General features: G+C 67.9%; 16 protein-coding genes. 7 read left to right on the top strand and 9 right to left on the bottom strand.

Features of this window, described 5'->3' with window-relative positions; genetic code table 11:
• Nucleotides 1-13 precede the first annotated feature (13 nt).
• Together KDW55_RS05535 and KDW55_RS05530 are read right to left on the bottom strand one after the other, a co-directional pair.
• Nucleotides 14-3,181, bottom strand: coding sequence for an efflux RND transporter permease subunit (locus KDW55_RS05535; protein ID WP_212160016.1), 3,168 nt, complete (start codon nucleotides 3,179-3,181; stop codon nucleotides 14-16).
• A gap of 228 nt (nucleotides 3,182-3,409) precedes the next feature.
• Nucleotides 3,410-4,174 carry a Crp/Fnr family transcriptional regulator gene (locus KDW55_RS05530; protein WP_069242919.1) on the bottom strand — a complete coding sequence of 255 codons (765 nt, stop codon included), beginning with the start codon at nucleotides 4,172-4,174 and terminating at the stop codon, nucleotides 3,410-3,412.
• A gap of 168 nt (nucleotides 4,175-4,342) precedes the next feature.
• Between KDW55_RS05530 and KDW55_RS05525 the strand changes: the two genes are divergently transcribed.
• The gene (locus tag KDW55_RS05525) at nucleotides 4,343-5,995 is read left to right on the top strand and encodes an acyl-CoA synthetase (RefSeq protein ID WP_212160017.1); all 1,653 of its coding nucleotides are present in this window, start codon (nucleotides 4,343-4,345) and stop codon (nucleotides 5,993-5,995) included.
• 44 nt (nucleotides 5,996-6,039) lie between these two features.
• Here the strand turns inward: KDW55_RS05525 and KDW55_RS05520 are convergent, their stop codons facing one another.
• The 3 genes from KDW55_RS05520 to KDW55_RS05510 all read right to left on the bottom strand — a co-directional run bounded on the left by KDW55_RS05520 (nucleotide 6,040) and on the right by KDW55_RS05510 (nucleotide 9,573).
• A complete protein-coding gene (locus KDW55_RS05520) occupies nucleotides 6,040-8,022 on the bottom strand; it encodes a methyl-accepting chemotaxis protein (protein ID WP_040139731.1) in 1,983 nt (660 codons plus the stop codon).
• A gap of 378 nt (nucleotides 8,023-8,400) precedes the next feature.
• Entirely contained in the window at nucleotides 8,401-8,832 is a 432-nt protein-coding gene (locus KDW55_RS05515; protein WP_040141111.1) for a YqaA family protein, read from the bottom strand.
• Nucleotides 8,833-8,925: 93 nt separating this feature from the next.
• Nucleotides 8,926-9,573: a LysE family translocator gene (locus KDW55_RS05510; protein WP_040139732.1), complete on the bottom strand. Its 648-nt coding sequence runs from the start codon at nucleotides 9,571-9,573 to the stop codon at nucleotides 8,926-8,928.
• A 283-nt stretch (nucleotides 9,574-9,856) separates the two neighbouring features.
• Here KDW55_RS05510 and KDW55_RS05505 point away from each other — a divergent pair, with 283 nt between their 5' ends.
• A complete protein-coding gene (locus tag KDW55_RS05505; RefSeq protein WP_069242922.1) occupies nucleotides 9,857-10,339 on the top strand; it encodes an Lrp/AsnC family transcriptional regulator in 483 nt (160 codons plus the stop codon).
• 436 nt (nucleotides 10,340-10,775) lie between these two features.
• Here KDW55_RS05505 and KDW55_RS05500 read toward each other — a convergent pair whose 3' ends face one another.
• Both KDW55_RS05500 and KDW55_RS05495 read right to left on the bottom strand, forming a co-directional pair.
• Entirely contained in the window at nucleotides 10,776-10,919 is a 144-nt protein-coding gene (locus KDW55_RS05500; protein WP_226209086.1) for a hypothetical protein, read from the bottom strand.
• A 262-nt stretch (nucleotides 10,920-11,181) separates the two neighbouring features.
• Entirely contained in the window at nucleotides 11,182-12,840 is a 1,659-nt protein-coding gene (locus KDW55_RS05495) for an IclR family transcriptional regulator C-terminal domain-containing protein (RefSeq protein WP_069242923.1), read from the bottom strand.
• Between the two features lie 177 nt (nucleotides 12,841-13,017).
• On the opposite strand from KDW55_RS05495, the gene KDW55_RS05490 reads away from it, so the two are divergent.
• From KDW55_RS05490 to KDW55_RS05480, 3 genes are all read left to right on the top strand, one after another.
• Nucleotides 13,018-13,977, top strand: a complete 960-nt coding sequence (locus KDW55_RS05490) for an MBL fold metallo-hydrolase (protein WP_069242924.1) — start codon at nucleotides 13,018-13,020, stop codon at nucleotides 13,975-13,977.
• A 171-nt stretch (nucleotides 13,978-14,148) separates the two neighbouring features.
• Complete coding sequence (locus tag KDW55_RS05485; protein ID WP_209825551.1) at nucleotides 14,149-15,516, top strand: MFS transporter; 1,368 nt, start codon at nucleotides 14,149-14,151, stop codon at nucleotides 15,514-15,516.
• A gap of 90 nt (nucleotides 15,517-15,606) precedes the next feature.
• The gene (locus KDW55_RS05480) at nucleotides 15,607-16,956 is read left to right on the top strand and encodes an MFS transporter (protein ID WP_209822566.1); all 1,350 of its coding nucleotides are present in this window, start codon (nucleotides 15,607-15,609) and stop codon (nucleotides 16,954-16,956) included.
• A gap of 115 nt (nucleotides 16,957-17,071) precedes the next feature.
• Here KDW55_RS05480 and KDW55_RS05475 read toward each other — a convergent pair whose 3' ends face one another.
• On the bottom strand, nucleotides 17,072-17,872 hold the full coding sequence (locus tag KDW55_RS05475; protein ID WP_040139738.1) for an SDR family oxidoreductase: 801 nt from the start codon (nucleotides 17,870-17,872) through the stop codon (nucleotides 17,072-17,074).
• Between the two features lie 142 nt (nucleotides 17,873-18,014).
• On the opposite strand from KDW55_RS05475, the gene KDW55_RS05470 reads away from it, so the two are divergent.
• Together KDW55_RS05470 and KDW55_RS05465 are read left to right on the top strand one after the other, a co-directional pair.
• Nucleotides 18,015-18,977, top strand: coding sequence for a GlxA family transcriptional regulator (locus tag KDW55_RS05470; protein WP_212160018.1), 963 nt, complete (start codon nucleotides 18,015-18,017; stop codon nucleotides 18,975-18,977).
• A gap of 78 nt (nucleotides 18,978-19,055) precedes the next feature.
• A complete protein-coding gene (locus KDW55_RS05465) occupies nucleotides 19,056-20,204 on the top strand; it encodes an epoxide hydrolase family protein (RefSeq protein ID WP_212160019.1) in 1,149 nt (382 codons plus the stop codon).
• Between the two features lie 116 nt (nucleotides 20,205-20,320).
• On the opposite strand, the gene KDW55_RS05460 is transcribed toward KDW55_RS05465, so the two are convergent.
• The gene (locus KDW55_RS05460; RefSeq protein WP_040139741.1) at nucleotides 20,321-20,836 is read right to left on the bottom strand and encodes a 2,4'-dihydroxyacetophenone dioxygenase family protein; all 516 of its coding nucleotides are present in this window, start codon (nucleotides 20,834-20,836) and stop codon (nucleotides 20,321-20,323) included.
• Nucleotides 20,837-20,978 lie beyond the last annotated feature (142 nt).

The raw sequence follows: 20,978 nt of genomic DNA, 5'->3' as shown, positions 1-20,978 counted from the left end.
AGTAGGGCGAAAATCAGCGTCCGGCCTGGCGCGCGCGCCGGCGGGCCAGCCGCGCATGCACGCCGCCGAACACGAGCGGCACGAACAGCAGCGTCGAAACGGTGGCGAACAGGAGCCCGCCGATCACCGCGCGGCCGAGCGGCGCGTTCTGCTCCGCACCTTCGCCGAGACCGAGCGCCATCGGCACCATCCCGATGATCATCGCCAGCGCCGTCATCAGCACCGGGCGGATTCGCGTCGCGCCGGCCTCGAGCGCGGCCGTGAGCGGCGGCGCGCCGGCGGCGATGCGCTGGCGCGCGAACGATACGACGAGAATGCTGTTCGCGGTCGCGACGCCGACCGTCATGATCGCGCCGGTCAGCGCCGGCACGCTCAGGTGCGTGCCGGTGACGAACAGCATCCATGCGATGCCGGCGAGCGCGGCCGGCATCGCGCTGATGATGATCAGCGGATCGAGCCACGACTGAAAATTCACGACGATCAGCAGGTAGACGAGCACGATCGCCATCGCGACGCCGGCGCCGAGACCGACGTACGACGTGCGCATCGTCTCGACCTGCCCGCGCACCGACAGATCGGTGCCGCGCGGCAGCTTCGCGCGCGCATCGGACACGATCCGGTCGATCTCGCCCGCGACCGAGCCGAGATCGCGGCCCTCAACGCTGACGTACAGGTCGATCGCCGGGCGGATGTTGTAGTGCGTGATCACGGCCGGATTCGCAACCGGATGGATCTGCACGAGGTTGCCGAGCAGTTGCAGCGGCGTGCCCGTGCGGCCAGCCGCGGACACCGGCGTGCCGAGCAGGTCGTCGATCGACGCGATGTCGTATTGCGGGGTCTGGATCTGCAGCGGGTACTGGACGCCGGTGCGCGGATTGATCCAGAACGACGGCGTCGTCTGGGAACTGCCGGACAGCGAGATCAGCATGTTCTGCGCGACGTTCTGCGCGGACAGGCTGAGCTGCTGCATGCGCGTACGGTCCATGTCGGCCACCAGTGTCGGTTCGTCGTTGCGCTGCAGTACGTGCACGTCGACGGCGCCGGGGATTTGCCTGATCTTTTTCATCAGGCTGCCCGCGATAGCCATGTTACTCGCGAGATCGTTGCCGAGCACTTGCAGGTCGATCGCGGCCGGCTGACCGAAGTTGAGGATCTGCGTGATGATGTCCGACGGCTGGAAGAAGAACTCGACGCCCGGGAAGCGCTGCGGCAGCAGCGTGCGCAGTGTCTGCACGTAGTGCTGCGTCGATCGGTGGCCCGGCTTCAGCGCGATCATGAGTTCGCCGTCGAGCGTGCCGATCGTGCCGCTGTTGCTGTACGACAGGTTGATCCCGCTCACCGGCAGCCCGAGGTTGTCGACGATCGCGCCGAGCTCGTCGGGCGGCACCGCTTCGCGGATCGTGCGTTCGACCTGGTCGGCGAGGCGCGCGGTTTCCTCGATCCGGTAGCCGGTCGGTGCGCGCATGTGCAGCCGGATGTTGCCGGAATCGGCGTTCGGGAAGAAGTCGCGGCCGAGCACGAACACGAGCCCGGTCGACAGCACGCAGAAGCCGAGGAAGCATGTCGCGTAAAAGCGGCGCCGCACCAGCAGCATGCTGAGCAGCACGATATACCACGCGCGCAGCCGCTCGAACGCGTCGTTGAACGCGTGATGGACGCGCGCGAAACGCGACGTCGAATGGTGCGGGCCGGCGCTCGCCTGCTGCGGGCGGAACAGCAGCATCGCAAGCGTCGGCACGAGCGTGCGCGACAGCACATACGACGCGAGCATCGCGAACACCACGGCTTCGGCGAGCGGCACGAACAGGTAGCGCGCGACGCCCGTCAGGAAGAACATCGGTACGAAGACGATGCAGATGCACAGCGTCGACACGAATGCCGGCACCGCGATTTCTCCCGCGCCTTCGAGAATCGCATCGTGCAGGCTCGTGCCGAGATGCAGGTGCCGCTCGATGTTTTCGATCGTGACCGTCGCATCGTCGACGAGAATCCCGACCGCCAGCGCGAGCCCGCCGAGCGTCATGATATTGATGGTCTCGCCGAGTGCGGACAGCGCGATCAGCGACGTGAAGATCGACAGCGGAATCGAGATCGCGATGATCAGCGTACTGCGCCAGTTGCCGAGGAACAGCAGGATCATCATCGCCGTCAGCACGGCGGCGATCAGCGCCTCGTGGATCACGCCCTGCACGGCGGCGTTGACGAACACCGACTGGTCGAACAGCGGCGTGATCGTGAGCCCTTCGGGCAGCGTCGGGATCACCTTCGGAAGCAGCGCCTTCAGGTCCGACACGACCTTCAGCGTCGATGCGTCGCCGGTCTTCAGGATCGACATCAGCACGCCGCGCTGGCCGTTCTGACGCACCACGTTCGTCTGCGGCGCGAAGCCGTCGCGCACCGACGCAATTTCGCGCAGATAGGTCGTCGCGCCGCCGACGGTCAGCACCGGCAGGTTGCCGATGTCGGCGATCGTGTCGGCCGACGCGTTCGTGTCGATCCGGTATTCGGTCCGGCCCATCTTCGCGGTGCCGGTCGGCAGCACGAGGTTCTGCGCGTTGACCGCGTTGACGATGTCGGCGGGCGTCAAGCCTTTCGCGAGCAGCGCCTGCGGATCGAGATCGATCGCGACGACCCGCGTGCGGCCGCCGTACGGGAACGGGATCTGCGCGCCGGGAATCGTGATCAGCTGCGGGCGCAGGAAGTTGAGCGCGATGTCGGCGAGCGACTGTTCGCTGAGCGTCTTGCTCGACAGCCCGAGCTGGATCACCGGGATGCTCGACGCCGAGTACGTGATGACGAGCGGCGGCGTCGCGCCCTGCGGCATCTGCCGCACGATCGCCTGCGCGGACGACACCGTCTGCGCGATCGCGGTCTGCACGTTCGCGCCTGGCTGCAGGAACACCTTCACGACCGCGATGCCCGGCAGCGACGTCGACTCGATGTGCTGGATGTTGCTGACGGTGGTCGTCAGCACGCGCTCATGGACGGCCGTGATCCGGTTGGTCATCTCCGATGCGGAGAAGCCGTTGTAATTCCAGATCACGCTGATGACGGGGATATTGACCGCGGGCAGCACGTCGACGGGCGTGCGCATCAGCGCGAGCGGCGTGGCCAGCACGATCATGATGGCCATCACGATGAACGTGTAGGGGCGCCTGAGCGCGAGATTGACGATCCACATGGAGGCGGCGGGACAGGCGGTGTTCAGGCGGCGGTGAAGGGAACCCGAATGATAGGCGTCGGGGCGGATCGGGTTACTGGCGCGAAACTGGCGGGATTGTCAGATTGGGATGCGTCGACGGCCGGCCGATTCATCGGATCAAATGCGCGCGTATGCACCCTCCGGCGCGTCGCTGTCGCACCGGCCGGCCAATCCCCCGCATAGACGATTCGGTTCACCGCGCGCCGCTCAGATCTGCTCCATCCCGACCCGCGCGAGCGCGGCGAGGTCGACCACGTCGATCTGGTTGTACGCGAGCCGCAGCACGCCGAGTTTCTCGAGCTGCTGCAGCGCCTGGTTGATCCGCTGCCGCGACACGCCGACGAGCATCCCCAGTTCCTCTTGCGAGATCGCGAGCGACGGGCCGGTGTCCGGGTACAGCGCGGGGTTGAACAGCTGTGCGAGCGCCTGCGCGACACGCGCGTCGACGTCGAGCAGCCGGCTGTTCTGGATCGACGCGATGAATTCGCCCATCCGGTTGTTCAGCTGGTGGATCACGAAGCGCGTGAACGGCAGGCTCGTGTCGAGCAGCGCGTGGAACGTGTCGACCGGCACGAACAGCACGGTCGAGCGCTGGACCGCGACCACTTCGTATTTGCGCAGCTCGCGCTTGATCACGCTGCCTTCGCCGAACCAGCCGCCCGACGGCACGCCGGAAAACGTGCAGCCGCGGCCCGATGCATTGAAGATCGCGAGCTTCAACAGCCCGCGATGCACGCCGATCCAGTATTCGGACGGCGCGAGCCGCTGCGCGATCACGTCGCCGGCCTCGCGCTGCTCGGCGCGCGACTGCGCGAGCACGAGCGCCTGGTGTTCCGGCGCGAGCGCGCGGAACCACGCGCATTGGCCGAACAGCGCGGACAGCGGTGGCAGCGGCCCCGCTTCGGGCGGTATGTCGGCCGGGCTGGAAGCGAGGGCGGCCGCGTCGGGCGGCGCAACGGAGCGGTCGTGCATGGATGCGGGTTTGCGAGGATAGGGATAACGCGCAGCGCTTGGCGCGCACTCTGTCGTTTCGATGACAGACGGCTCACAATAGCGCCCGTTAGGCTGTCGCCAATTGAACCACATCAAAACGATCCGGGGTGCGTGCACGCCGGTCGACAGAAACCGGGAGACAGGATCATGACGCAGATGTTCGAGGCCGGACTCGGCCGCCGCGATGCCAACTACGTGCCGGTCACGCCGATCGATTTTCTGGTCCGCGCGGCCGAAGTCTACGGCGAGCGCCTCGCGATCGTGCACGGCGACGTACGCCGCACGTGGGCCGAAACGTACACGCGTGCCCGACAACTCGCGAGCGCGCTCGCGCAGGCCGGCGTCGCGCGCGGCGACACGGTCGCGGCGCTGCTGCCGAACATTCCGGCGATGGTCGAGGCGCACTTCGGCGTGCCGATGGCCGGCGCGGTGCTCAATACGATCAATACGCGGCTCGACATTGCGTCGGTGCTGTTCATGCTGCGTCACGGCGAGGCGAAAGTGCTGATCGTCGATACCGAATACGCGGATCTCGCGCAGCGCGCGGCGCTCGAAGTGCCGGGGCTCAAGATCGTCAGCGTCGCCGACGCGATGCCGGCCGACCCCGCCCGCTTTGCCGGTGCGACCGATTACGAAGCGTTCGTTGCCGGCGGCGATCCCGACCACGCATGGACGCTGCCCGCCGACGAGTGGGACGCGATCGCGCTGAACTACACGTCCGGCACGACGGGCGACCCGAAGGGCGTCGTCTATCACCACCGTGGCGCGTATCTCGCGGCGATCAGCAACATCCTCGAATGGGACATGCCGAAGCACGCGGTGTATCTGTGGACGCTGCCGATGTTCCACTGCAACGGCTGGTGCTTCCCGTGGGCGGTCGCGGCGCGCGCGGGCGTGAACGTATGCCTGCGCAAGTTCGACGCGAAAACCGTGTTCGACCTGATTCGCCGCGAACGCGTCACGCACTACTGCGGCGCGCCGATCGTGCAGAGCGCGATTGCGAACGCGCCGGCCGAGCTGCGTGAAGGGATCGATCACACGGTGCACGCGATGGTCGCCGGGGCCGCGCCGGCGCCGGCCGTGATCGCGAAGATGAAAGAGATCGGCTTCGACCTGCTGCACGTGTACGGGCTGACCGAGGTCTACGGGCCGGCCACCGTCTGCGCGAAGCAGGCGCACTGGGACGACTTGCCGGACGACGAACGCGCGCGGCTCAATGCGCGTCAGGGCGTGCGCTATCACCTGGAAGCGGGGGCGACGGTGCTCGACCCGGACACGATGGCGCCGGTGCCGGCCGACGGCGAGACGCTCGGCGAGATCATGTTCCGCGGCAACATCTGCATGAAGGGGTATCTGAAGAATCCGAAGGCGACCGACGAAGCGTTCCATGGCGGCTGGTTCCATACGGGCGATCTCGGCGTGCTGACGCCGGACGGCTATATCCGAATCAAGGATCGCCGCAAGGACATCATCATTTCCGGCGGCGAGAACATCTCGAGCATCGAGGTCGAGGACGCGCTGTACCGGCATCCGGCCGTCGCTGTCGCGGCGGTCGTCGCGATGCCGGACCCGAAGTGGGGCGAGGTGCCGTGCGCGTTCGTCGAGCTGCGCGATGGCGCGAGTGCGACCGAGGAGGAGATCGTCGCGCACTGCAGGCAGTTGCTCGCGGGGTTCAAGGTGCCTAAGGTCGTGCGTTTCGGCGAACTGCCGAAGACGTCGACCGGCAAGATCCAGAAATTCCAGTTGCGCAACGCGGTCGGTTCGGACAAGGCGATCGACCTCGCCGGCGACAAGAAGTGACAGTGACGCGCGGGCCGGGCGGCGGCCCGGCCGTTCGCCGCCTGTCAAGCGGCGCGCTCGAGCCTGAACACGCTGACGGCTTCCGCCAGTTGTGCGGCCTGGTCGCGTAACGCGACGGCCGCGCGCTCCGCGTCGGTTATCAACGTCGCGTTCTGCTGCGTCGCCTCGCCGATCTGCGTGATCGCGTGGTTCACCTGCTCGATGCCGGTCGACTGCTCGCGCGACGCGGCGCTGATCTCGCCGATCAGCGTGCTGACTTGCTCGACGCGCTGGACGATGTCGCGCATCGTGCCGCGCGCGGCGTCCGCGATCTGGTAACCCTGTTCGACGGTCGTCGACGATTCGGCGCTCAGCGCGTCGATTTCCTTGACCGCGGCCGCGCTGCGTTGAGCGAGCGCGCGCACCTCGGCCGCGACCACCGCGAAGCCCCGGCCATGCTCGCCCGCGCGTGCGGCTTCGACGGCCGCATTCAGCGCGAGAATGTTGGTCTGGAACGCGATGCCTTCGATCGTGCTCGTGATTTCGGCGATCCGGCGCGTCGCACGGCCGATGTCGTCCATCGTCGCGACCACGCGTTGCACCGCCGTGTCGCCGTCGGTCGCGGCGGCCGATGCGTCCGCGACCAGCGCGTTCGCCTGCGCCGCGTGCTCGGCATTCTGCTGCACGGCGGCCGTGATCTGCTCCATGCTCGCGGCCGTCTGTTCGACGCTGCTCGCCTGCGTCGCGATCCGCGCGGCGATGTCGCCGCTGCCCGCCGCGATGCCGACGGTGCCGCGCGCGATGTCCGACGCGCCGCTGCGCACCTGCGCGACGATCCGCGCGAGGCCGTCGCCGATGCCGTCGACCGCTTGCACGAGCCGCCCGATTTCGTCGTTGCCCGCGGTGCCGCGAACGCGTGAACCGTCGCGGATCCGGATGCTGAGGTCGCCCGCGGCATAACGTTCCGATGCGCGGGCGGCTGCGTCGAGCGGCTGGCTCACGACGCGTCGCACGACGATGACGAACAGCGCAGCGAACGCGGCGACGAGCACGGCCGCGATCAGCAGAAAACGGTTGCGGGTGGTGCGCATGCCGGCCAGCAGTTCGTCGTCGAGCGCAATGCCGCCGACGAGCCACTGCCATTGCGGAATCGTCGTGAACGATACGAATTTCGCGGTGGGCCGCGTGTCGTGAGCGGCCGGATCGGCCGACGTGTACGCGAGCCGGCCTTCGCCGGCCGCGAGCATCTGCGCGTAGGGCGCACGGGTGTCGTCGGCGCGCTGGCCGGCCGCGTCCGGATGCACGACGAACGTGCCGCGCGCCGCGCCCTGCGACGCATCGAGCACGAAGTAGTAGCCGTTGTCGCCGATCTTCAGCGCGCGGATGCCGTCCTGGACGGCCTGCAGCTCGGCGCCGACGTCGAGGCCGACGAACAGCGCGCCGATCACGCGCCCCGTCGCGTCGGTGACGGGCTTGTACTGCGTGATGTACGGCCGGCCGAACAGTTTCGCAAGCCCCGTGTAGCTGCGTCCGGCCATGAGCGGCGCGTACGCGGGCCCGGCGCGGTCGAGGCGCGTGCCCACCGCGCGCGTGCCGTCCTGTTTCTTCAGCGACGTCGTGACGCGCAAGAAATCGTCGCCGTCGCGCGCGAAGATCGTCGCGATCGCGCCGCTCTTCTTCAGGAACTGGTCGGGAATCGCGTAATCGAGGTTCAGCGGCTGGCCGCCCGCGGACAGCACGGGCGCGGCAACGCCGCCGATGTCGACGGTGCGCGTCGCATCGAGTGCGAAATCGGCCGGCAGGAAGCTCGCGAACAGCGACATCGCGCGGCTGGCTTCGGCGGACAGCGCCTTGTCGAACACCTCGACCATTGCGCGGATCGACTGCTCCTTGTCGGCGATGCGGGCGTGGGCCTCATCGGCGAGTTGCTGACCGGCGAAATGGGCGAGCGCCCATGAGAAGACGGTGAACAGCAGCGCGACGAGCACACACGCGAGTGCCGCCAGGCGCGCGCCGACGCTCGCCCGGCCCAATTGTTTCAATCTCATGCGGCATCCTGAGTGGGGAGGGAGAGAGGCGGAACGCACGCGTCACCGCACTACTGTAAGGAATACGGCAGCTTCGGCGAAATCTTTAGCGGTGCGATGCGGCCGGCGAGGCGACCGCGGCGAGGCGAAGGGGCGAGACGAAGGGCGAGGCGAAGGGCGAGGCGAAGGGCGAGACGAAGGGCGAGACGAAGGGCAAGACGAAGGGCAAGACGAAGGGCAAGACGAAGGGCAAGACGAAGGGCAAGACGATGGGCGAGACGATGTGGGGCGCGACGATGGGGCGAGGCGAAGTGGTGAGGCGAAGGGGCGAGACGAAGGCGCGATCCGAAGTGCCGACGTGAGCCAGCGATGAAGGAAGCAGTGTCGGCGCAGGCAGCGTCAGGACGTGACGAGCCACGCGACGGCGAGATACCGCCCGACCTTCGCGAGCGTGACGATCGCGATGAAGGTCGGCAGCGGTTCGCGCAGCACGCCGGCGATCACCGTCAGCGGATCGCCGATCACCGGCGCCCAGCTGAGCAGCAGCGACCAGCGGCCGTAGCGCCTGTACCAGCCTTCGGCACGTGCGAGCGCGGCAGGCTTCACCGGAAACCAGCGACGGTCGCGAAAGCGCTCGATGCCGCGGCCGAGCCCCCAATTGATTGCCGAGCCCGCGACGTTGCCGACGCTCGCGACGAGCACCAGCGCCCATACGGGCTCGCGGCCGGCAAGCAGCAGGCCGGCGAGCACGGCTTCGGACTGGAGCGGGAACAAGGTCGCGGCGACCATCGACACGGCGAACAGGCCGCCGTAGGTGAGCAATTCGGACATCGCGCGATTGTACCGGCGCGTGCCGCCCCGGATGGCGCGACGCACGGTGGCGGCGCCCGACGACATCGTCCGGCTGCGGCCGCGCGCGACCGTTCAGTTCCAGCCGGCCATGATCGCGCCCATCCCGACCAGCAGCCCGCCCGTCACGCGATTCATCGCGCGCATCCGCGCCGGACGCTGCAATGCGCGGCTCAGCCGGTGCGAGAACAGCGCCATCGATGCGACGCCGCCGGCAAACAGCACCGCGAACGTCGCCGCGAGCAGCAGGAATTGCGCGTTCAGGCTCCAGTCGGCGTCGGCAACGATGAACTGCGGGAAGAACGACGGGAAGAACAGCAGCGTCTTCGGGTTCAGGCCGGACGTCGCGACGCCGCGCCAGAACAATGCGCGCCCCGTGTCGGTGTCGCCGGCGGCCGTAGCGCCGGTTTCCGCCGGTGCGTTGGCGGCAGCGGCCGGCGCGCGGCTGAGCCATTGCTTGCAGCCCAGCCAGACGAGATAAGCGGCGCCGGTCCAGCGCAGCACGGTGAGCGCGTGTTCGTCGAGGTGGACCAGCGAATTCAGGCACAGCGCGGTCAGCGCGAGCTGCAGCAGCACGGCGAGTGTGCCGCCCCACACGCACGGCAGCGCGCGACGCCAGCCGGCGCGCAACGCATGGTTCATCGTGAGGAGGTTGACGGGGCCGGGGGCGTAGATAAGGACGGCGGATGCGGCGAGGAACGACAGATAAAGCCTGAACGACATGACGGAGGTGCGAAAAACGGAGTATCAGGCGCCGGTCCGTGCAACCGGATAGGCGCGCGGATGGCGGGACAATGCATGCCTGCGTGTCCGGCGCCGCAACTCGTGATTGCGGCCGGACGTCCCGGGCGAAGGGGTTGTCGCGGGGAGCGTGCCGGACGACAGGCATGGAGAAAATGTATCAAGCGGCCCGGTTAAAAGGCTTCCTGTTTTCCAGCAAAACTGCGCCGAAACCGGAATGCCGTTCAGATAGAATGCCGATTTTCAGTAGAAGATTCTTTCTATCATGGCAACCCGCGAACGCGCGCCGAAAACCCTCGACAACCAGGACCGCAAGATCCTCGCTGCGCTGCAAAAAAACGCGCGCCTGTCGAACGCCGAACTCGCCGAGCAGATCGGCATGTCGACCACCGCATGCTGGAACCGCACGCGGCAGCTCGAGCTTGACGGCTACATCGACGGCTACGTCGCGCTCGTCAACCAGCGCATGCTCGGCTATGCGGACATCGTGATCCTCGAGGTCACGCTGGATCGCCACGAAGACGACGCGCTTGCGCGTTTCGGCGCGGAGCTCGCGGCGCTGCCCGAGGTGCTGGAGGCGTATCTGGTGTCGGGAGAGTACGACTACTGGATCAAGGTCGCGGTGGACGGGACGGCGGGCTATGAGCGCTTTCTGCGCGAGAAGCTGTACAAGATTTCGAGCATTCGTCACAGCCGGTCGATGTTCGCGCTGCGCTGCATGAAGGACGTGCCGTCGATTCAGGTTTGACGTCGGCGGTGGAAAGCGGCGCAGCGTCGTGGAGTACCGGTTCGCGGCGAGGGGCGGAAGTGTGCGTAATCGGGCTGTAGCGACCGGTGGGCCAACCCTGGCGCACGACACGCGATGAACGCGTCAGCGGGCGCAGAAAGACGGATGATTCTTCCGTCACGACGAGGACACGGCGCGACGCGGCGCTGGCGCGCTGCTCACGCGCGAAGCTGGACAATCCGGCAACCGGCGGCTTGCATCGTGCCGACATACGCTGGGCAGCCCCCGCAATTGCCGCTCAGCGCTCACGTCGCGCGAGCGCTTCAGGTCAGCGCCATTCAGCCTTCTTGCTTGCAGCCGTCAGATGCGCCGATGCCGGACGCGGCGGCCTTTCGGCGCGCGTCCCGGCGGCGGGTGAGCCGGATATCGTGCCGCCGGCGGCGGCCAGTCGGTGCGCTTAGCGCGGCAGGCGTGCGTGCGCTTCAGCGATGACTTCGCAGTTCTCGAGGTGCAGCGCCCATGCTTCTGCGAGCAGCTCGCCAATGCGTGCGAGCCAGCCAGCGGATTGGGTGGAACGATCGGAGACATTAGACGTTTGCATGACGAAGCCCCATGTAGGTGGTGAGTTAGGGATAACCCTAATCATAGAGGAACGTCACCGCTTTGTGAAATGCGATTTCGTTATATGAGAATTTCTGACGATTGATGTTGCTGGCGCGCAACGGCCGTGAGGACGGCCGTCCGCAGGACGCGCCAGGCGTGGCGAGGCCCGTGCGGGTGTGCACGGGCCGCGCATTGACGAGCAACAGGGCTGGAAAACCGGAATGAAGCCGTCGAATGTGCGCGGCGGCGGGGGACGGCGATTACCCGCCGATCCACCCGAACCGCCATGACAGGCGGCGCGCGGCGGCGCGCAGCGTGTGCGCGAGCGGGCTGTCCGGCCCGCGCGGAAAGCCGCGCGACGAGCCGATGATCGCGATCACGAGCCGGATGCTGCCGGTGTGGTCGAACACGGGCGCAGCGATCGTGCCGATGCCGGGCACCGGGGCATCGAACGCGAAATCGAGTTCATCCGCGCGAATCGCCGCGAGCCGGGCGCGGAACGCGTCGTCGATCTGCGTCGCGACGCCCGCGAGGCGCACCGGTTCGTCCGCGAGCAGGCCGGCGAGCACGTCGTCGGACATGCCGGACGCGAAGATTCGCCCGATCGCCGTATTCACGAGCGACATCACCGTGCCGACCTGCAGGCTCACGTGCTGCGGCCGCGAAGATTCCTCGAGCCGGATCACGGTCGGGCCGAGCGGCCCGAGCGTCGCGGCGGCCACGCTCATGTCGGTCGCTGCGGCCAGCGCGACGATTTCCGCCTCCGCGTCGCGCGTCGGCGATACGCGCTGCATCGCGATCAGCCCGAGTGCCTGGCCGAGCGGGCCGCCGCCGAAGCAGCCGGCGTCATCGCGGCTCAGCAAGCCGATCTTCTGCAGGCTCACCAGATGCGGAAACGCCTTCGCGGCCGGCATGCCGGCCGCCGCCGCGAGGTCGCGCAGCGGCAGCGCACGGCCCGTCGATACGAGCGCGAGCAGCAGTTCGCCCGTGCTGTCGAGCGCGTTGATGCCGCGTTGCGTCTTCGTGTCGTCGGCGAGCGCGGGCGGCATGCGCTGGCCAGCCGACGGCGACGCCGGCGCCGGCACAAGCGTCGAGGCGTCACGTTCGGCATAGAGGGACGCGGTCGCCTGCCGCGCCGCATCGCGCAACGCCGTCGCGATCGGGCCGTCCCAGCCGACGTCGATCGAGCCGGTCGAACCAATGACCGTCAGCGCGAGCTGCAGCCGTCCGTGCGCATCCAGCACCGGCACGCTCATCGCGCTCACGCCCGGGCTTGGCCGATCGACGCCGCGCTCTATCCCGCGTGCACGGATCGCGTCGAGTTCGGCCCGCCACGCATCGGCATCGGATGCCGGCCGATCGCTGTCGGCGCCCGCGAGCGTACCGCCGGCGCCGGCCTGGCTCGCCGCCATCGCGTCGATCTGCGCGGGCTCGCCGAACGCGCGGAACACGCGGCCGGTGGCCGTCGTGTCGAGCGACATCACCGAGCCGACGTGCAGGTTCACGTGCAGCGGATAGCCGCCGTGCTCGATCCGCACGATCGTCGGCCCGAGCACGCCGGGCACCGACAGCGCGACGCTGAGCCCGACCGTTTCCGCGAGCCGCGCCGCGTGCGGCAGCGCGGCGCGATACGCGGGCTGCCGTTCGATCGACATCAGCCCGAGCCGCAACGCCAGCGGCCCCGGTTCGTAGTTGCCGGTGAGCGCGTCGCGCTTCACGAGCGCGAGCCGCGTGAGGCTGACGAGATAAGTGTGTGCCTGCGCGGTCGACAGGTCGGCCGCGGCCGCCAGCTCCGACAGCCCGAGCGGCTTGCGCCGGCGCGCGAGCGCCTCCAGCAGCCGGCCGCCGACCTCGACGCTCTGGATCCCGCGCTGCGCTTTGGCTGGCGCGTCGTCTGCGCTGACTTCGTGGTTCTGCACGCGATGAGTGTTCCGTTGACGAAACCCCGCATGGTATCCGACGCCATTTCACGCGCCAGCCCGGAGGTTTACCCGTATTAGAAAATAGCAAGTGACTTTGTCATTGACAAATTATCGATGCGAGCCGATGATCGGCGCATTCCCCTCAACACATGGCTCGCAGCCACGGAACGCACAATGGCCAAAGCATTCGCCTCCCAAGCCGATCTGGAAGAGAAGAAAATCACCTGGACGCAGCTGTCCGAGAATGCGTACGCATACACCGCCGAAGGCGACCCGAACTCGGGCGTGATCGTCGGCGACGACAGCGTGCTGATCGTCGATACGACGGCGACGCCGGCGATGGCGCAGGACCTGATCGCGAAGATCCGCAGCGTGACCGACAAGCCGATCAAGCACGTCGTGCTGTCGCATTACCACGCGGTGCGCGTGCTCGGCGCGTCCGCGTATTTCGCCGAAGGCGCGCAGCACGTGATCGCGAGCCGCGGCACCTACGAGATGATCGTCGAGCGCGGCGAGGCCGACATGAAGTCGGAGATCGAGCGCTTCCCGCGACTGTTCGCGGGCGTCGAGACGGTACCGGGACTGACCTGGCCGACGCTCGTGTTCGAGCGCGAGATCACGCTGTTCCTCGGCAAGCTCGAAGTGAAGATCATGCACGTCGGCTCCGGTCACACGAAGGGCGACACGATCGTGTGGTTGCCGTCGCAAAAGGTGCTGTTCTCGGGCGACCTCGTCGAATACGACGCGGCCTGCTATTGCGGCGACGCACAGCTCGAGCAGTGGCCGGCCACGCTCGAAGCGCTGCGCGCGCTCGGCGCCGAAAAGCTCGTGCCCGGCCGCGGCCCCGCGTTGCTGAATCCGGCCGACGTGAACAAGGGCCTCGACTACACGAAGGATTTCGTGACGACGCTGCTCGAGCAGGGCCGCAAGGCCGTCGAGCGCAAGCTCGACCTGAAGGCGTCGATGGCGCTCACGCGCGAAGCGATGGATCCGAAGTTCGGCCACGTGTTCATCTACGAGCACTGTCTGCCGTTCGACGTGTCGCGCGCGTTCGACGAGGCGAGCGGGATCACGCATCCGCGCATCTGGACCGCACAGCGCGACAAGGAAATGTGGGACGCGCTGCAGGACTGACCGGGTTGCGGCGGGCGCACGTCCCGCCGTTTTCCTGAAGGCTCTCCGGGCGCTGACGGTATTGCGCAGCCGTCCGGGGAGCCGAATTCCGATCTCACAAGAAAGCAGGGCGCACGCACGCCCTCGGAGACTGCTGCGCGCTCGCATCGCGCGGCCCGTTTGGAGACAGACATGCCCCAATCGCTTCCCGCCGAAGCAGCGGTCGCGCACGCGAGCGTCGCGGCGCCGGCTTCCGCATCCGCATCCGCATCCGCCGATGATGCCGGCGACGCGCTGCTGTTCCGCAAGATCGCGTGGCGCATCGTGCCGTTCCTGTTCCTCTGCTACGTGGTGTCGTTCCTCGACCGCATCAACATCGGCTTCGCACAGCTGCAGATGAAGCACGACCTCGGCTTCAGCGATGCGATGTACGGCCTCGGTGCCGCGGTGTTCTACGTCGGCTACGTGTTCTGCGAGGTGCCGAGCAACCTGTTGCTTGCGCGCTTCGGCGCACGCCGCACGTTCACGCGGATCATGCTGCTGTGGGGCGTCGCGTCGACCGGGATGATGTTCGTGTCGCAGCCGTCGCATTTCTATGTGCTGCGCTTCCTGCTCGGCGTGTTCGAGGCCGGCTTTTTCCCCGGCATCGTGCTGTACCTGACCTACTGGTTTCCGGCGAACCGCCGTGCGGCAGCGATCTCGGTGTTCTTCGCGGGCGTCGCGGTTGCGGGCGTGCTCGGCGGCCTGATTTCGGGCTGGATCATGCGCGACATGAGCGGCGTGCTCGGGCTGCACGGCTGGCAGTGGATGTTCGCGATCGAAGGCGCGCCCGCGATCGTGCTCGCGTTTTTCGCGTTCACGTATCTGGTCGACCGGCCGCAGGATGCCGCGTGGCTCACATCCGACGAAAAAGCGCGCGTGGCCGCACTGTGCGCCGATGGCCGCGCGCATGGCGCGCATGACAAGCGCAGCGTGGCGGCCGCGCTCGCGAACCCGCGCGTCTATCTGTTCGCGTTCATCTACTTCTCGCTGACCTGCGCGTCGCTGACGCTCAACTTCTGGATGCCGCTGATGATCCGCGACTTCGGCGTGACCGACGTCCTGGCCGTGAGCCTTTACACGGTCGTGCCGAACGCGGTCGGCGCGATCGGGCTGATCCTGATCGCGCGCCGCTCCGATCGCACCGGCGAGCGTCGCAAGCACTTCGCGTGCTGCACGATCGGCGGCGGGCTCGCGCTCGCGGCGCTGACGCTGCACCTGCACAGCTTCGCCGCGATGCTCGCGTGCCTGTCGGTTGCCGCGACGCTGATCTTCGCGGCGCTGCCGATCTTCTGGGCCGTGCCGACCCGTTATCTGTCGGGCAACGCGGCCGCGGCCGGGATCGCGCTGATCAGCAGCATCGGGATCACGAGCGGGATCGTCAGCCCCTGGGCGATCGGGTTGATCCGCACACGCACCGGCAGCATGGATCTCGCCGTGTACCTGCTGGCCGCGCTGCTCGCGCTGAGCGGCGCCGCGTTGATGCTCGGCGTGAAGGGCGAAGCCGCGCGACGCGCGTGAACATGGCCGGCCTCCGCGAGCGGGCGGCGGCGGCCGGCGTCGGGTTTCCCGCGCGCCCGTCATATTCGCATTCCATCGAGGAGACGATCGATGTCGATCCCTGTGCAAGCGGACGCCGTTCAAGCGGAAGCGTCCGGTTCCCGTGCGTCCGGCGACGACGCGCTGTATCGCCGCATCGGCATGCGCATCGTGCCGTTCCTGTTCATCTGCTACATCGTGTCGATTCTCGACCGCAGCAATATCGGCTTCGCACAGTTGCAGATGCGTCAGGACCTCGGGCTGACCGACGCGATGTACAGCCTCGGCGCGGTGCTGTTTTTCGTCGGCTACGTGCTGTTCGAGGTGCCGAGCAACGCGTTGCTGCGCCGCTTCGGCGCGCGCCGCACGTTCGCGCGGATCATGGTTCTGTGGGGAGCGGTGTCGGTCGCGATGATCACCGTCGACAGCGCGACGCACTTCTACGTGCTGCGCTTCCTGCTCGGGCTGTTCGAAGCCGGCTTTTTCCCCGGTGTGGTGTTCTATTTGACGTACTGGTATCCGGCGCGTCGGCGCGCATCGGTGCTGTCGATCTTCTATGCGGGCGTCGCAGTGGCGGGAATGGTCGGCGGGCTGCTGTCCGGATGGCTGATGCGCGGGATGGCCGGCGTGCTCGGGCTGCACGGCTGGCAATGGATGTTCGCGATCGAGGGCGCGCCCGCGATCCTGCTCGGCGTGATCGCGTGGTTCTGGCTGTGCGACCGCCCCGAACATGCACGCTGGCTGTCCGACGACGACCGGCAGCGGCTTGCGGCCGACCTGGCCGCCGATCGCGCGGATGCACGGGCGCACCCGGCGTCTTCGCTGCGGCAGGTGATGGCCGAGCCTCGCACGTATTTGTTCGCGTTCATTTATTTCTCGCTGACGACCGCGCTGCTGATGCTGCTGTTCTGGATGCCGCTGATGATTCGCGAGTTCGGCATTCACGATGTGGTCCACATCAGCCTGCTGTCGATCGTACCGAACGCGATCGGCGCAGCCGGCCTGATCGCGATCGCGCGGCGCTCGGACCGCAAGCGCGAACGTCGCTGGCATTTCGCCGCGTGCGCATTCGGTGGCGCGGCGGCGCTCGCGCTGCTGACGCTGCACTTGCCGAGCATCGTCGCGATGATGGCGCTGCTGTCGATCGCGGCAATGCTGATCTTTGCCGCGCATCCGGTGTTCTGGGCCGTGCCGTCCGCGTATTTCTCGGGAGCCGGCGCGGCGGGCGGGATCGCGCTGATCAGCAGCATCGGCGTGTCGAGCGGAATGATCACGCCGTGGATCGTCGGCGTGATCCGCACGCGCACCGGCAACATGGATTCCGCGATGCTGATGATCGCCGGATTGCTGGCCGCGTGTGCGGTCGCGATGCTGATGGGAGTGCGCGCGACTTCGCGCGAGACGGCGCACGCGCGGCGTTGATCGGCCTTCGCGTGGAGGCGTCGACGTGTCAGGCCGGACGATGCCGTCCGGCCCGAGTGCCGGGGTTCCGTCAGGTGAAATACTCGCGGGCCGGGCGCGCCGCCAATACTGCCGACTAGCGCACGGCCGCGTACCGCGGCGCCGGCGTATTCGTCGACAAATGCGGCGCCATCGTGCGCCGCGCGGCCTCGTACGCATCCCACTCGGCAACCGCGTGCAGCGACGGAATCGTCACGAGTTCGCCGCGCTCGAAGCCGACCAGCGCCGCGTCGACGAGTTCCGATGCCGACATCACGATCTCCTTCGGCAGGTGCTCGATCGGCAGGCCGCCGGTCTGCCAGAATTCCGTCGCGGTCGCACCGGGCAGCACGGCCTGCACCTGCACGCCCTTGTCGGCGAGCTCGTGATGCAGCGACTGGCTGAATGCAAGCACGAACGCCTTGCTGCCGCCGTACACGCCATTGAGCGTTTCCGGCGAAATCGCGACGATCGACGAGATGTTGATCACCGCACCGCGGCCGCGCGCGACGAAGCCGGGAACGGCCGCATACGTCAGGCGCGTGAGCGCGGTCACGTTCAGGTCGATCATGCGCGTCATCGCGTCGACGTCGCTGTCGAGCAGCGGCGCATGCGTGCCGACGCCCGCGTTGTTCACGAGCAGGGTGATGCTCGCGTCCTCCTTCAGCTTCGCTTCGACGGCGCCGAGCGCCGCACGGTCGTTGAGGTCCGCGCCGACGATCTCGACGCTGCGCTGCGTGTCGTTCGTGATGCGCTCGGCGAGGGTGGCGAGCCGGTCGCGATTGCGCGCGACCAGGATCAGGTCGTAGCCGCGGCGCGCGAGCCGGTCGGCGTAGATCGCGCCGATGCCGGACGATGCGCCGGTAATGACGGCGGTACCGCGATGTGCTTCAGTCATGATGTCGCTCCATGTCGGGGAAAGGGTGAGTGCGTGAGTGCATTCTGGCTTCGAATCGCGGCGACACAAATGACGTAGATAGGTATGATTTCGGACATCGGGCCGACGGCGACGACCGGCGTGCCCGGCACCGGAGATATCCATGCACCGAATCGGCTTTCTGATCAGCGACGGGTTCCAGATCATGGCGCTCGCCGCGCAATCCGTGTTCGAGTACGCGAACCTGACTGCGGGCGAACCGTTTTACGCGATGAGCAACTATTCCGTCGACGGCGGCGACGTACGGTCGTCTCTCGGCTTGCCGGTCGCCACGCGTGCGCTGCGCGGTCGGCGCATCGACGTCGATACCTGGATCGTCGCGGGCGTCAACGATCCGCTCGCATCGCCGGCGCCGGCCGACGTCGTCGCGTTCCTGCGCCGCACGAACGCGCGTGCGCGGCGCATCGCCGGCATCTGCACGGGCGCGTTCGTGCTTGCGCAGGCGGGGCTGCTCGCGCAGCGGCGCGCGACCACGCACTGGGCGTACGGCCGCGACCTGCAAAAGCAATTTCCGGACATTCGCGTGGAGGAGGACCGGATCTACATCGTCGACGGTCCGGTCTGGACCTCGGCCGGGATGACGGCCGGCCTCGACCTCGCGCTCGCGATGGTGGAAAAGGATCTCGGCGCGGACGTCGCGCGCGCGGTCGCACGCAAGCTGGTGATGCACCAGCGCCGTGCGGGCGGGCAGTCGCAGCATTCGGAGATGCTGGATCTTGCGCCGAAATCGGACCGGATCCAGGACGCGCTGAACTATGCGCGGCGAAACCTGAGCCGTGCGCTGACCGTCGACGAGCTGGCTGGCGCGGTCCACCTGAGCCCGCGCCAGTTCAGCCGCGTGTTCACGCTCGAGACGGGACAGTCGCCGGCGAAGGCGATCGAGCGGCTGCGGCTCGAAGCCGCGCGGCTGATGATCGAGCAGAGCCGGCATCCGCTCGACGTGATCGCGAAGGAAAACGGCTTTCGCGACCGGCGCCACCTGCGCGACGCGTTCGTGCGCGGTTTCGGCGTGCCGCCGCAGGCGGTGCGGCGCGAAGCGCGTGCGGATGAACGGGAAACGGGCTGATACGGGCGGCGCGAAGCGCGCCGGCGCGCGCCGCGAAAATCGCGCAGAATGCGTCGACATGCCTGACCAGGAGCGACGATGCAGCCCGAGCCGTTCGACATTGCGATATCCGATCACGCGCTGGACGACCTGCGGCGTCGCCTGCGCGACGTGCGCTCGCCGCGCCTGACACCCGCCGAGCCGTGGCAACAGGGCATCGACGGCGCGTGGCTGCGCGAGCTGACCGCATATTGGGCAGAGCGCTTCGACTGGCGCGCGGCCGAGCGCGCATTGAACCGGCTCCCGCAATTCGTCGCGGACACAGGCGGCCAGCGCGTGCATTTCATCCATCGGCGCGGTACCGGGCGAGCGCCTTATCCGCTCGTGATTACGCATGGCTGGCCGGGGTCCGTGTTCGAATTCGATGCGCTGCTCGACCGCCTGTGCGACCCGGCGGCGTTTGGCGGCGATCCGGAAGACGCATTCGACGTCGTCGTGCCGTCATTGCCCGGCTTCCTGTTTTCGCCCTCTCCAGCGGCGTCGGGCATGTCGGCGTTTCAGGTTGCCGACTGCTGGGCCGCGTTGATGTCCGGCCTCGGATATCGGCGCTTCGGCGCGCAAGGCGGGGATCTGGGCGCGGCCGTGTCGATCGCACTCGGCGCACGACATGCGGACGTGGTGGATGGCGTCCACCTGAACTATCTGCCCGGCAGCTACGAGCCGCCGACGGACGCGACTTCGCCGCTGACCGACGATGAGCGGGCGTTCGTCGCGCAGCGCGGCGAATGGGCGGCGCTCGAAGGCGGCTATGCGCACGTGCACATGACGAAGCCGCAGACGCTGGCCGTTGCGCTCAACGATTCGCCGGCCGGGCTGGCCGCATGGATCGCGGAGAAATTCCGCTCATGGAGCGACTGCGACGGCGACGTCGCGCGGCGCTTTTCACACGACACGCTGCTGACCGGAATCTCGCTCTACTGGTTCACCGGCTGCATCGGCTCGTCGATGCAGATGTATTGGGAAAACCGTCTGCAGCCGATGCGCTTCGAGGCCGGGCAACGCGTGCCGGTGCCCGTCGCATTCGCGCGCTTCCCGAAGGAAATCAGCCGGCCGCCGCGCACCTGGCTCGAGCGCGTGTTCGATGTCGTGCAGTGGACCGACATGCCGCGCGGCGGTCATTTTGCGGCGATGGAAGAGCCGGCGCTGCTCGCCGACGACATTCGGCGATTTTTCCGGCGTTTTCGCTAGCGAACGGGATGGCGGCGCAAGTGCGCGACCTGCCCGCACTGTACTGCATTGCGGTCATCCGCACGCCAGCGAGAAGCGCCGCCACGGCGCGCGGTGAGCCGGCGAGGATGCATGGCTTATCGCATGTCCCGTTGCTTGTCTTGCCGCGTGACGAACGCCGTCGCGTCGTGCGGCGCCGCGCGTGCGTGCTTGCGCTGGCGCAGCAGCGCGACGCGGCAATTCTCGCGCGCGGTTTCGCGGCCGTCGTCGTCGAGCAGCACCAGGTCGCCGCGCATCACGTTCAGCGTGATCACGTCTTCCCCCGGCGCACCGAGCGTCTCCGGCGTATGCACGGAGCCTGCCGGCTCAAGCACCGTCGAGCCGGCCTGCGCGATCCACTCGTACTCGCGGTAACGCCATGCGCCCTGCAGCGTATGAACGAACACCTCGCCGTCGTGACGGTGGCGCGGCAGCGTGCCGCCGGCCGGCATCTTGAGCAGCGCGGTCAACGTGTCTTCCGCCGCATTGATATGCAGATACTTGATCGCGAGCCCCGGCAAGTCAGCGCTCATCGGCAGCCACGGCAGCGCGTCGCCGGGCAGGCAAGAGATCGGCGGCAGGTCGGTGGGTAGCGGGGCGGACGGCTGCGTCATGGCGAAAGGCGAAGCGGAAAACGGGAAGTGCGCATTATCGCAGACGGAAATCGGCCGGCGGGGAGCGGCGCGGCGCCGGGGTTCGCGGCCGCATCGGCCGCCGTCTGTTTCGTGATGCAACGCGGATGCCGCCCCAGCCGCA

Origin of the sequence: Burkholderia sp. AU19243, from assembly GCF_018148075.1 — a bacterium.
GTDB lineage: Bacteria > Pseudomonadota > Gammaproteobacteria > Burkholderiales > Burkholderiaceae > Burkholderia > Burkholderia latens_A.
This window is presented reverse-complemented; position numbering and strand designations above follow the sequence as displayed.